The following is a 13339-nucleotide window of genomic DNA, read 5'->3' on the forward strand; positions in this document are numbered from 1 at the left end:
CCAGTCAGGCTAGGCAGGAAATAGCCAAAGCTCGCAGTGACGCGGCAGGTGTGGAGCCGCAGGGTGACGCAGTGGATGTTGTGGATAATGTCATTGAGGGCCAATCTGCGCCTTTGGACGAAGCAGCAGAGACGTCATCCGGAGAATCGTCCACGACGACGGTCCAAGCACATTTACACCCAGAGTTTCTATTGGGATAGTGGTCCTACCAGACGTTATCGCGCGCCTTAGAGTTCGTGCTCCAGCCTTATGCACTGGCTTTACGCGAAACTGCGGATCTTAGAACGAACGTAATTCCAGCACCTTAGATAAATTATAGAGATAAGTTACAACACGCCGCGTTATACCTTAGACGTGACCTCTACAATTGTATAAAGAAGAGGTTCATTACGAGGAGATGGGTGCTTATGTTGTCTGCTGCATTTCTTGAAGCGGTCACCGAATCTATCGGGTCAGAGATTATCGACACGACATCGGAAACGCTTGAAAGCCATGGTCAGGATTGGACCCGCGTCTATACACCGGACCCTGCTGCTGTCGCGTTTCCACGGTCTACCGCAGAAGTTTCGCAGCTTTTAAAGTTGTGCTCAGAGCATGGATTGGCTGTTGTGCCGTCGGGTGGAAGAACCGGACTGGCCGCCGGCGCCGTTGCAACCAACGGAGAGCTGGTCCTTAGTCTCGATAAAATGAATCACATTGGTGAAGTTTCGAAGCTTTCAAGAACAGTGCGCGTTCAGGCCGGGGCCATTACCGCGGCCGTTCATGAGCACTGTGAAAAACACGGGCTTACGTGGCCAGTTAATTTTGCATCGGCGGGCTCAAGCCAAATTGGTGGCAACATTGCAACAAACGCTGGTGGCGTCCGCGTGGTTCGTTATGGCTTAACCAGGCAATGGGTTCTGGGTTTAGAGGTTGTCTTGATGAGCGGCGAAGTTCTCCAGCTTAACGGGGAACTCGAGAAGAACAATACGGGCATCGACTTAAGACAACTGTTCATCGGTAGCGAGGGAACCTTAGGTATTATCACAGAAGCGACCTTACGCCTGGAGGCGGTCCCCAGTGCATCTGCGGTAGCTTTTCTCGGCGCCGATAATCTTGAATCCGTACTTGGCGTTTTTGAAGCTGCTCGCCAACAATCAAACCTTACGATACAGGCTTTTGAATACCTTGATAACGATTGCTTGGATGTTGTTCTCAGGCATCGCGGTGGGGCGAAACCAATCGAATCGGAATGCCCCAGCTATGTGCTGGTTGAGGTTGAGGGTGAAACTGAGGAGCGGGCGCAGAGCGACCTCTCGACTTGGCTCGAGGCCTGCTTTGAGAACGAACTCATTCTTGATGGCGTGGTTGCGCAGAGTTCTAAGGATGCGGTCGCGTTATGGCACTTGCGTGAAGGAATCAGTGAAAGTTTAACGAGAGAAGCGTTTCTTTATAAGTACGATGTCTCGGTACCTGTCGTGAAGATGGCATCCTTTGAAAAGGCCCTCGGTGAGTTGGCTCGCACCGAGTGTGATGGTTATCCCGTTTATCTCTTTGGGCACGTAGGTGATGGTAATTTACACCTCAACGTATTAAAGCCAGATGCCGTCTCAAAAGAAGATTTTCTAAGCACGTGTCGTAATGCCGAGCCAGCAATCTTTGAGTTGATACGTTCCTATCAGGGCAGTGTGTCTGCCGAGCATGGCATAGGTTTGCTGAAAAAGAAGGCGTTACCCTATAGCCGCACTGCCACAGAACTCGCCCTGTTTCGCGGTATGAAAACTGTATTCGATCCTAAAGGCTTAATGAATCCGGGCAAGATTCTTGATTAAAACAGGAGAACCCTATGAGCGCTAAAACTTCATTTCCAAAAGAAAAGATTCGCATTTTGCTTCTTGAGGGCATTCATATGAATGCGGTCGATGTGTTTACAAAGTCGGGTTATACCAACGTAGAGAGACTTACGGGGGCTTTGCCTGAAGCGGATCTGGTCGAAAAGATTAAAGATGTACACATGGTTGGCGTACGCTCTCGTAGTCAGATCAAGGGCGCTGTTCTGGAGGCAGCCGAGAAGCTCCTCTCGATAGGTTGTTTCTGCATTGGAACCAATCAGGTTGAACTTGACGTAGCTCGTGAACGAGGAATCCCTGTATTCAATGCGCCTCATTCAAATACGCGCAGTGTTGCTGAGCTGGTTCTCGCTGAGACCGTTGTTCTCTATCGTGGTGTCGGAGACAAGAGTCGTGATGCGCACAACGGTGTATGGACAAAGAGTGCAGTCGGTAGCCATGAAGTCCGTGGTAAGACCATCGGTATCGTTGGTTACGGTCATATTGGGTCACAAGTGTCGATTCTTGCTGAAGCGTTTGGCATGCAGGTTCTCTATTACGATGTAGAACCGAAGCTGGCGATGGGGAATGCACGTCAAGTAGGCAGCCTTGATGAGCTTTTGCAAACGGTTGATGTCTTAACGTTGCATGTGCCGCAGACACCTGAGACTGCGGACATGATGACTGAAGAGCGCATTCGGATGATGAAGAAGGGTAGCCTGCTTCTCAACCTAAGCCGCGGTAATGTTGTTGATATTCCAGCCTTGAGAGCAGCGCTTGATGACGACCACTTGCTGGGTGCAGCGGTTGACGTGTTTCCAACTGAACCAAAGTCGAACACAGAGCCTTTCAAGAATCCGTTGTGCGGCGCTCGAAATACTGTCCTTACTCCGCACATCGGTGGTAGCACGGGAGAAGCGCAGTTCAACATTGGTACAGAGGTTGCCACGAAGTTGGTGAATTACAGCGACCTTGGATCTACAATTGGCGCGGTGAACTTTCCTCAAATTTCACTCACTCAGCATGGCGGACCTCACAGGCTGCTTCACGTGCACGCTAACAAGCCAGGCGTCTTGCAGAATATCAACAAGGTCTTTGCTGAGAACAATGTCAATATCATCGGGCAGCACCTCCAAACGCTTCCGGATATCGGATATGTGGTGACCGAAGTTGGTGCGAAATACTCAGGTGACTTGGTCCCTAAATTGAGCTCCGTCGAAGGCACCATTCGTTGCCGAGTGCTTTACTAGAGGCCATGGTTTAAGCCGCTTTTTTGCGATAGCCAAAAAATAGACGCATTGCGCCATATTGTGGCGGATCTCCCTTCAAAACACCTGAAATTACGTTGATTTCGACGATTTAAACTGGCGCGTATATTGCTTGCGTTGGGGGTGGACCATTGCCTTGTGTTCGAGGCAGTTTACCTAGGTGAAGCAATATGAGTGCACTCAATAATTTTGAAATCAAGACCTTAATCTCTCATCTCTGGAAAGATTACACAGCGATGACACCCCAGGCGGAGCATATTCAAACGATGCTTCGTGAGCGCGGTGAGGAGTGCAATAACGACCACATTGCAATACGAACCTTTAATTTGGCGCCAGTTGGCCTGAAGGCCATTGCAAAGGTGTTTCTTGATTTGGGATATCAGTACACTGGTGAATACCATTTCGAGAAAAAGAAGCTCTATGCACGAAGTTACAGCCACCCGAGCGGTGAGTTTCCAAGAATTTTCATATCCGAACTCTTGGTGGAAAAACTGTCGGAGAGTGCTCAGAAAACCGTCCGGAAAATTGTAAGTCAACTTCGCAATGATGTGACCGGAAAACATTTACTTTACGTCCAGTCGCTGTGGCCACGTGTTTCCCTTGAAGACTACGACGCTTTGCTTATGGAGTCGGAATATGCCGGCTGGTTAGCGGCTTTCGGGATTCGCGCGAACCACTTCACCGTCAGTGTTAACAATCTAACGTCTTTTGGAAACCTTGAGTCACTCAATGCTTTCCTTGAGTACCGTAGATACAGACTCAATGGTGGTAAGAGCCCAATTCAAGGCTCACCCGAGCAGTATTTAGAGCAAAGCAGTACCTGTGCAAGCCGTATAGCGTGGGAGTTCGAAGGTGGTGTTATTCGGGAAATCCCAAGCTGCTACTATGAGTTTGCGATGCGTTATCCGGTGCCTGGAACGTGGGAACTTTATGACGGCTTTATCTCGCAGAGTGCAGATAAAATATTTGAGTCGACGAATACAAGAGCGCTTCTTCAAGCATCTTGATCTCTGAAGAAGTGCTTTAGGTCCAAGGAATTCTTAAACGATAGATCCGCCTGTCGGCATTTCGCCGGCGGGAATGACTTCAATAATTTTCGTGCCCAGACTTCTCGCGATACCAGCTTCTCCGTTACCAAGATCAGGTAAGTCTAGCTTTTTGGGCTCTTCGTAGTTTGCATCTGGCATGATTCCATCACCAGGTGTGCCGTACCAATCAGTAGACTTGAGGGCCTTCCAAGATTGGTCGAAGTCAGCGGCTTTCCAGATATAATCCTTTTGTCCGCCCCAACCATGTCGCGCGATAAGGTAACGTTCACCATCTTCTTCAAAATATCCTTGAATGACCGCATAGTGTGCACGCTTGCCACCGAAGTCGCCCGGGTTTCCTCGATAATCAACATCGAATGCCACGATTGCTGGACGCCCGGCGTCGAGAACGGTGTAAAGGGCTTCAAGGGTAGCGTCTTGGTGGAGGCTCGCGCTGTAACCAAAATGAGATGCCGTCTCAGCAAGATCTCTCGCTTTAAACATCTCACCCGCGCTCGTGTAACCATTGTCTCGTACATAGGTAAGCATTCGTTCGTCGCTGGTGGGTTCAACATTGAAGTTGCGACCTTTTCCGCCAAGGTCCTTGTCGGAAACGAGTACGCTTGGATTGGATGCGTCTTTTGAGTTCCAATAGTCCATCACCATCCCGAGGGCATAGAGACCGCATGTGGGCCCTTGCTGGATGCGCTGTGGTACCTCTGCGGTCTTTCCGGTGCTGATTCGGTCTGACCGTGTCTGGGGCACTTCATGAATGCTGGGCTGAAGTGCGCTCGCGTCGATGAGCATGCCATCAGGAGCTCGTAATTTAACGCCACCGGAGGCTATTCGAAGAGCAGCGCGAACGCCGATAGCCGCGACCTTGGCACGGGAGGTTCCTGGTTCGAAAGTATCGCTGGGCTCAACGTTTGCGGGGAGGGTGTGGCTTGAATCATGGGGTGCTTCTGCTGGCGAGACCGGCTGGTGGGTCACGGTTCGAACTGAATTTGTTGAAACAGATTGTGGCATGATGCGTCCCCTACGGTTGGTTTAGACCATTATCGGCACGCAGCCTGCGATGTTGCCTGTTTCTAGAGGTTGGGTCCGAATAAACTGGGTAGATGCAAGATTGTCGTCTACCGCGCTGTAATTAAACAGCTTTTAGATGGGGCTGCCACCAATGGATTGGCTGATAATGGCCTTTTCCATGGGGAACTCACTGTTCTCTGAGGCAGTAGGAAAGGTTCTGCGCAGAAGGTTTAAGACCCGGGTTGTGGGTCCGGGTGCCAGTTGGTTGGCGAGGTTAAATATTCGTCCCACCGGTAACATCACCCGGCGCCGCCGGTGAGCAATACCGTCTAAAATCATGAATGCGGCTTTTTCGGGCGTCATGAGGTCAACCCGGTCGGCGTACTCTTTGGTGGGTGCCATCATCGCGGTTTTGACCAGGGGCAAATAGATAGAGGAGACATGAAGCCCCCGGTGAGAGTACTCGGATGCAAGAACATCGCCGAAGATATCGAGAGCCGCTTTTGTGGGTAGGTACGCGCCGAAGAATGGTCCAGGCATTAGAACACCGAGTGTCAGTACCATCACAACGCTTCCTTGGCTTTCAAGAAGTGAAGGGGCAAGCTTTAAGGTTAACCTAACAGGTGCGAAGTAATTTAGGCGCATTGTGCGTTCGAAGTCGTGGAATCGTTCAAGCGATTCACCAATGGGTCTGCGTATGGAACGGGCCGCATTGTGAACCAGCGCGTCTACTTGGTCGAAATCTTTTAAAAGCTTTTCCGCAACGTCGTCAATGTCGTCATAGGACGAAAGGTCTGCCTCGTAGGCCGTGGCTTTACCACCTTTGCTTTTTATGCCCTCGGTGACTGCCGTTAAATCGTCAGCGTTACGTGCGATTAGAACAACGTGAGCGCCTGCACGGGCCGCTATCTCGGCCGCAGCTTGCCCAATGCCTCTAGAAGCCCCCGTGATGACGATGGTCTTACCCGAAAGTTTTTCTCTGTAAAAATCTTCTCGATGCAGCTTGGGATCTAAGGCGTCACAGTAATAACGGTAAATATATTTGGCGTATGTTTTGAACTCAGGGCAGGAGACCGTTGTAGACTCAAGCTGCTCTTGGGTGTTCTGAGAGTCAAATCGCACTTTGAGATTTAAGGCAGAGAATACATCTTCAGGTGGTAAATTGAATTCATCAAGGAAGCCATCTTTGATGGCTTTGAATATGGGGAGCATGGCGAGCGCTTTGACGGGACCGGGAGCGGATATTTTCCCAGGCATTCGGCCCAGTGCCGGCCCTCCGGCTACTTTTAATAACGTACCAGCTAGACTGGTAATGCTCGGTGCGCTGGGATCAACAATGTGGAAAGTGTCTTGGTCGTCTCGTTTTGCTAAAGCGATATGGGTGATGGCGTCGGCCACAAAATCAACGGGTACCACATTGAGCCCACCGCTTATCTTAGGCATGGGTATTTTAACCCAGCTGGGCAATAGCTTCGAAAGGGCCTTGATGGTGGAGAATCCATAGTAGATGCCATCAATCCTGTCGATAAACCCTGTCTTCGAATGCCCAACAACTGAGCCGGGCCTATAGATGGTGAAATCTAAGCTGGATTCTCTTACGATTCGCTCCGACTCATACTTGGATCGGTGATAAGCGTGAGGGTGTGTTTGGCCTTCGTTAAACATCGCCTCGGTAAACATTCCATTGTAATCGCCAGCAACCGCGATTGAGCTAACGTGATGAAGCTGACCTTTGTAATTCATAGACAATAGACATTTACAGAGATTCTCAGTGCCCTGAATGTTGGCCTTTTCTAGTTCATCATTGCTGGCATCCAGGTCGTAGAGGGCAGCCAAGTGGAATGCATGATCTGAATTTTTAGCCTGTGTTTTAGCTTCGGGTTTCAATCCCAGATCTTCGGCGGCAAGATTACCTTCAATAAAAATGAGTTGACCGGTGGATTGGTCGGCGTGTTTTAGGAGGCTTTCAATAAGCTGTGCTCGTTTAGCTTTGGATTCTGGCCTGATTAAAGCAAAAACAATGCAGCCATGGTCGAGAAGATTGCGCAGGACGTAACGCCCTATGAACCCCGTGGCGCCTGTGATGAAAACCGATGTCGTAGTACCCATGTCTGAACCACTCCCTCTAAGAGAATGGGTAAGCTTAGCGCTATTCGTAGGGCGAAGAAAAGCTGACTAGTCTGCTTCTTTTGTAAGATTTTGAGCCTTGTCCATCATGTTGATGGCTGCGTCGTCGCCGATATGATGGTCGCCTCGCTCTTTAGCCAATAGCATCTGTTTTTGACGTTCTTCAGCGCGATTTCTAGTTTTCTCAGTTTGGGAACCTACACAGTGTGGGCAAGAGATACCAGCTGAGTAATGTTCAGACTCTAGGTCCGAGGCGCTCACCGGATGACGACACGCATGGCACTGGTCATAAGAGCCAGCTTCGAGGTCATGGTTCACCGCGACGCGGTTATCAAACACAAAGCATTCACCTTCCCATAGGCTCTCTTCCTTGGGTACCTCTTCAAGATACTTAAGAATGCCACCCTGCAAGTGGTATACATTTTCAAAGCCTTGGCCCTTTAGGTAAGCAGTCGACTTTTCGCATCGAATCCCGCCGGTGCAAAACATGGCGACCTTTTTATGCTTGGTCGGATCTAAGTTCTTTTCAACGTAAGCGGGGAATTCTCGAAAGGTCGTTGTGTCTGGGTTGAGTGCTCCTTTGAAGGTACCAATGTCGACTTCGTAGTCGTTGCGGGTATCGATGAGGACAACTTCAGGGTCTGAGATAACACCGTTCCAGTCTTCGGGACGCACGTAGGTACCCACGATATGGTTGGGGTCGATGTCTTCTACGCCCATCGTAACAATCTCTTTTTTGAGTTTTACTTTGGTTCGGTAGAATGGATGGGCATCGCAATAGCTCTCTTTATGGGTGAGGTTTGCTAGGCGAGGGTCTTCTTTAAGCCAAGTCAGCATTGCGTCAATGCTCTCGCGGCTTCCCGAAACGGTGCCATTAATGCCTTCACGCGCCAGAAGCAGAGTACCACGAACATCAAGTTTCTTCATCATGACAAGCAAAGGTGCTTGCTTGTCTTCAAAGTCTTCCAGGCGTGCAAAGTGATAAAGTGCTGCTACGACAGTGGTATCATGCATTATAAAAAGGGCTCCTGTTTGAGGCTTGGCTCGCCTGTATGGGATGCGTGGGCGATTTGTCTAGACAAGGAAGGTATAAAACTCGCGGTAGGTTAAGCGCTTACCAGAAAGGAACAGTGATTTTTGAGGTTAGAAGGAAAAAACAATATATAATACCCTTAGATTCCAAGCACTTGAATGGCTAGGCCGCTCACTGCGATGGCCACACCGGCGAAGACATTGGTATATCGCTCTACACCCTGCATTTTCTTCAGGCTCAGGCCCAGGTAGCCCACGGTGACAACGCCGAGCATGGTCGCAATGGTTGTTAGACCGAATGCGCCAGCGACCAGTGCTACCCAAAGCCAATTATGTTCGGCCGCTGGTGCCATGAGCATGGGGATGAGTGCTTCGCATGGACCGAAAACAAAGATGACAAATAGGCTCCAGGCCGCCATGGGGCCGCTCTTTGAGGTGTGTGCGTGTGCATGAGAGCTGTGATGGTTATGGTCGTGGTTGTGGACCGTACCGTCTTCGTGAACGTGGGGATGGCTGTGTGCCTGGCCGCGCTTTAGTTTCAACAAGGCCCACGAGGCGTAGGCTATACCGAAGCCAATAATAAGCCAGGCAGTGATTTCACCTCTGACCGATTCGATAAAACTAAGCTCTTCAATGGCTACACCGAGGCCAATGCCAAGAAAGCCAAGGAGAACTGAGCCCATGACGTGACCCAGCCCGCACAATGCTGTGAGAGCGAGCGTTTTCCGTAGGCCCCAGTCCCGAGCCTTACCAATGGCGATAAATGGCAGGGAGTGGTCGATACCTATCAGGGTATGGACGAATCCAATACTAACAGCGGTGCCAAGTAGAATTTCGAGTGCGCTAACGGTCATGTCTTTTTACTTTTCATGGGAAAGTGCATTGCACGTAACCCAACACGAGTTCGGTACGGACACCGCCAAACTGGCGACTGTCTGTACTGGCCGTAGGATTGTCACCATGAACAAATACGAGGTTGTTCTCAATATAGGAACACCGTTTGATCATTGTGAGCTGCGTTTCCATCGGGTGGCGCACCAGGATGAGTTGTCCAGGTTTTGGGCTTAAGCTTGGTTTGCTGGGCTTAACCAGCACTTCTTGGCCTTCAAGCAAAGTAGGTTTCATGGACTCGCCTCGAATCCTGAACCTTCTCAACCTTCCAACACACCAGAGCAAAAACTTGGTGAGGGTCAACTTCGGTACCGATGAAAAAACGACGGGACCTTCAGAAGGATACTGAGAGGTGCCGTCGTTTATCATTTCTTCAGTTCTTTGCTGTGCGGCAGTTAGCTGGCGGTATACCAGGTTACTTCGCGGCCTTTGCTGGCCCAGAACATTTCGTGGATTTCCTTGATGGCATCCATGAGTTCCTGTGCGTGTACGGCACTGACTTCAACTTTTACTGAAGAGCAGAGCTTAGCTGCTTTCCAGAATGTCTCGTGAAGATTTGGAAACTTCTCGAGATGTGGCGGCTTGAAGTAATCCGTCCACAGAACCAGCAACTCAGACTTAGCCAGGTGTGCTTGTTCTTCTTTAATAGCCACGTAGCGGCTCATTGTGTTGTTGTAAGCTGCCCATGCGCCGGCGTCGCCAGCTGCAGGTACTTCCATGGCCAAGATTTTCTTGGTCATAGATACTGCTGCTTCCGCAGCAATTCGGGCAGATGATGGGTCATATACGCCGCAAGGGCCGTCGCAGTGTGCAGCAACTTCATTCGCAGGTACAGTGTTCTTGATGGTCTCGGCAATTTTACGGAGCATCGTTCGGCCTCCAAAAAGTCAGATATTATGAAGACTGAATATGAATATTCGGCCGTTGGGTCAAGGCTTGTCGCAAAGCAGTGGGGACGTATGGAAACCTAACTATCAGCGTTTTGCGGGTTTACGGCCTGTTCCTCGAGGCCATCTTGAGGAGCAATCTTGGGCTTAAAGATATTCACGGGAATTTTGAGGTAACGAACTTCGTTTTCGGCCGGTTTCGGCAGGCTTCCCGCGTCGACATTCACCTGTACACTCTGAAATAAGAGGCGCGGTGTATCGAGTTTTCGGTCTCGTTCCGTACGAAATGTTACGAATTCCGCTCGGCTGCGGCCCTCTGGCAGCTGAATATTATGGCGTTTTTGTTCACCGATGGTGGTCTCGTACTGCAGCGCACGTCCTCCCGGCTGATAGTCATGGCCCACAAACACTCTGGTTTCATCGGGTAAGCAAAAAAGCCGGGTGGTAATCGAATCATAAAGGTCGCCAGCACTTCCAGCGGGAAAGTCGCAACGGCCCGTGCCAAAATCAGGCATAAACATGGTGTCGCCGGTGAAGATAGCATCATCAAATCGAAAGGTGGTGCAGGCCGGTGTGTGTCCGGGCGTAAAGATAACTTCAAATTGCAGGGATCCAGCCCGTACAATTTCTCGGTCATCAAAGAGTCGGTCGAATTGGCTGCCGTCTGTTGGGAAGTCTACGGGTAAATCAAAAAATTCTTTGAAGGTCTCTTGAACCAACGAAATTTTGTTACCGACACCGATTTGAGCACTTGGGTAATGCTCTTTAAGGACTTGAGCGCCGGACAAGTGGTCGGCATGCGCGTGTGTTTCGAGAATCATCAGAGGCATTAAACGCTGTTCGCGGATGAACCCAATCACTTCGTCCAGTGATTCCGTGTAGATCTCTGAGGCGGAGGTGTTGTAGTCGAGCACGGGGTCGATCACGAGGGCGTCACGGCTATCTGAGTCATAAATGACATAGGTTAGCGTTGATGTTCGGCTATCGAAAAAGGCTTTTACCTGCATGTCAGCACCTCGCATTTTCTGGTCTCTTGGATGTGCGTTTAACGCTTGAAAAGCTTTGTGGCAATCACGCACTGCGCAATATGGGCGCCGGTGGTTGTCAGGCCGCATCGAGGCAGGTAGAAGCACATCCTCGTCTTGTGCCCACAAGGCAGTATGTAAAGGCCCGCATCGACCGCGAGCGTGGCTTAGAGTGAAGTACGGTAGGCTGATGAATCGCAGTTATTTGTTATTATTGCTTTTTTTGTTCCCATCGGGTGCATTGGCCGAAACGCCCGCGATTGACGTCGGCTCAACCACTCACGAGGTTGTTTTAGATGGGGTGCCAAACGAGAAAGCTTGGGTGGATTCGACCTTGTTAGAGGGCTTTACCGTCTTTCAACCCAACACCGGTATCGAAAAAAAGTTTAATGCCAGGGCACGCGTGGTCATAGGGCTTTCGAAGCTCTACTTTTTCATCGAGATCGATAATGGCGGGGCTGATGTCTTTGCGCCCCTGGCCAGCCGTGATTCCAGCCCGGGCGACAGCATCAGTGTCCAAATTGATCCATTTGGAACGGGGCGGCGTGGTTATGAATTCTCAGTAAATGCCGCCGGTGTATTGTCAGACGGAAGGTTGCGGGCCAGCGGAGGTTACGATGGAGCGTGGGACTCCTTGTTTGACGCTGCGGTAAAGCACACGGAACGGGGTTGGTCTGCGGAGATGGCGGTGCCGTTCCAGAGTCTACGTTTTGACCCCAAGCAGGCCATGTGGCTCAGCCACATTCAGGCATACAGTTGGGCCCACCAGCAAGGCCTCTCATGGGCACCTATCGACAGAGACAAGAACAATTGGCTCAATCAGGCAGGGCGAATCAGTGGTTTTGGGGGCCAAGAACCGGGCCGCGACATTGAACTTTTACCAACCGTAACCACCAGCTGGATTGAGGAAGAGGGGGAGAAACCATCTTGTAACTACGGGGCCGATCCAGGCAGTGTGGAAATCTGTGGCGCCGAACTCGAATACGGCTTGGGACTAAAATGGGGCATCACTTCCTCGCTAACATTCGATGCCGTATTTAACCCCGACTTTTCACAAGTAGAGGCCGACCCAGGTATTCTCGACCTAAACTCAAGATTCAGTATCCGCCTCGACGAGCGACGCCCCTTCTTTCTAGAGGGTGCCGATATTTTTGATACCGACTTTGAGGTCTTCTACAGCCGAACCATTGTTCAGCCTGAGGCCGCGATGAAGTTAACGGGGAAGGCTGGCGGATTTCGGCTTGGAGTACTTAGCGCCATCGACCCGATGGAAGACGGTGGTTACGCCATGACAGAGGTCGGGCGTGTTCAGGCAGACCTGGGAACTGATGCGACGGTGGGGCTCATTGTTGTTGAGCGAGACGAAGTGGTGGAAGGCGAACATCTGCTTTCTAATACGGTCGTCGGTTTGGATGGTCAGGCCTATTTGATGAATCGCCTTAATTTGGAAGGCGAGCTCTTTATGGCGGCTTTGCATGAGCAAGGCGGCTCAAGTAACCATCGGGCATTGGATCTGGCTGCAAAAGCTCGGGCGGTTTGGAAAACCGACGACTACAGAATCCAAACGAGGTATCGCCATGTTGGTGAAGAATTTAGAAGCGATGCAGGGTTTATACCGCGCACCGGATATCATGAGGGGTTCGTCAAACTTGATGGTTATTACCGAAGTGACAGTGCTTGGGCGAGAACCGTAAGTCCGGGTTTGTGGACCCGATACAATGTTAGCGAGGACGGCACACTGGAAGACCGTGTGTTTGGGATGAATACCTATTGGAGCTTTGGCCACCGCATCTGGACCTTTGTTAAGTACGAGCATAACGGCGAACTGGTAAGGCATGAGGACGATGATGGTATCCTACTTGGATCAGCTTGGATGGAAGCGTCTGATATGACGTGGGACTTCGGCATTGACACACTCGCTTGGATTGGTTTTCGGGGAGGTATTTCGCTTGGTCAAACACCCATCAGAGACTCAGACCTTTGGAGTGTGGCCGGGCGAAACTCACCATTTTTAGGTTTCTTTTACTCGCCCAGCGCCGAGCTAACTCTAAGGCCCACTCTCGCTATACGTTTGAAAGTGAAATATAACCATGCGATGTTTTTGGATGGCCCTCAGGGAGAATTGTTGGGAGCTCAGCCAAGGCTACGCGGTGAGCTTCAGGTTTTTATAAACCGTGACTTCAATATCCGCCACATCACGCAATGGACCGATTACAACCAAGAGCTTACCAACGACATGCTCCTAAG

12 protein-coding genes are annotated in these 13339 nt (G+C 50.5%); 5 read left to right on the forward strand and 7 right to left on the reverse strand.

Annotated elements, in window-relative coordinates:
* From HOK28_00565 to HOK28_00580, 4 genes are all read left to right on the forward strand, one after another.
* Positions 1–200, forward strand: a 200-nt coding sequence (locus tag HOK28_00565; protein MBT6431551.1) for a hypothetical protein, incomplete at its 5' end; no start/stop codon positions are given.
* Positions 201–407: 207 nt separating this feature from the next.
* On the forward strand, positions 408–1811 hold the full coding sequence (locus HOK28_00570) for an FAD-binding oxidoreductase (GenBank protein ID MBT6431552.1): 1404 nt from the start codon (positions 408–410) through the stop codon (positions 1809–1811).
* A 14-nt stretch (positions 1812–1825) separates the two neighbouring features.
* Positions 1826–3058, forward strand: coding sequence for a phosphoglycerate dehydrogenase (gene serA, locus HOK28_00575; protein ID MBT6431553.1), 1233 nt, complete (start codon positions 1826–1828; stop codon positions 3056–3058).
* Positions 3059–3246: 188 nt separating this feature from the next.
* Positions 3247–4083 (forward strand): DUF1338 domain-containing protein, encoded by an 837-nt coding sequence (locus HOK28_00580; protein ID MBT6431554.1) that lies wholly within the window; start codon positions 3247–3249, stop codon positions 4081–4083.
* A gap of 33 nt (positions 4084–4116) precedes the next feature.
* Here HOK28_00580 and HOK28_00585 read toward each other — a convergent pair whose 3' ends face one another.
* From HOK28_00585 to HOK28_00615, 7 genes are all read right to left on the reverse strand, one after another.
* Positions 4117–5130, reverse strand: coding sequence for a hypothetical protein (locus HOK28_00585; protein MBT6431555.1), 1014 nt, complete (start codon positions 5128–5130; stop codon positions 4117–4119).
* A 132-nt stretch (positions 5131–5262) separates the two neighbouring features.
* A complete protein-coding gene (locus HOK28_00590; protein ID MBT6431556.1) occupies positions 5263–7239 on the reverse strand; it encodes an SDR family oxidoreductase in 1977 nt (658 codons plus the stop codon).
* 66 nt (positions 7240–7305) lie between these two features.
* Positions 7306–8271: a rhodanese-related sulfurtransferase gene (locus HOK28_00595; protein ID MBT6431557.1), complete on the reverse strand. Its 966-nt coding sequence runs from the start codon at positions 8269–8271 to the stop codon at positions 7306–7308.
* 158 nt (positions 8272–8429) lie between these two features.
* Positions 8430–9143 (reverse strand): hypothetical protein, encoded by a 714-nt coding sequence (locus HOK28_00600; protein MBT6431558.1) that lies wholly within the window; start codon positions 9141–9143, stop codon positions 8430–8432.
* A 13-nt stretch (positions 9144–9156) separates the two neighbouring features.
* Positions 9157–9414: a nickel-type superoxide dismutase maturation protease gene (gene sodX / locus HOK28_00605; GenBank protein ID MBT6431559.1), complete on the reverse strand. Its 258-nt coding sequence runs from the start codon at positions 9412–9414 to the stop codon at positions 9157–9159.
* A 161-nt stretch (positions 9415–9575) separates the two neighbouring features.
* Positions 9576–10049, reverse strand: a complete 474-nt coding sequence (gene sodN / locus HOK28_00610; GenBank protein ID MBT6431560.1) for a superoxide dismutase, Ni — start codon at positions 10047–10049, stop codon at positions 9576–9578.
* 98 nt (positions 10050–10147) lie between these two features.
* On the reverse strand, positions 10148–11074 hold the full coding sequence (locus HOK28_00615) for an MBL fold metallo-hydrolase (protein ID MBT6431561.1): 927 nt from the start codon (positions 11072–11074) through the stop codon (positions 10148–10150).
* Between the two features lie 208 nt (positions 11075–11282).
* Here HOK28_00615 and HOK28_00620 point away from each other — a divergent pair.
* Positions 11283–13339: hypothetical protein (locus HOK28_00620; GenBank protein ID MBT6431562.1), on the forward strand; the 2057-nt coding region annotated here is incomplete at its 3' end.

Source organism: Deltaproteobacteria bacterium (assembly GCA_018668695.1).
Lineage (GTDB): Bacteria > Myxococcota > XYA12-FULL-58-9 > XYA12-FULL-58-9 > JABJBS01 > JABJBS01.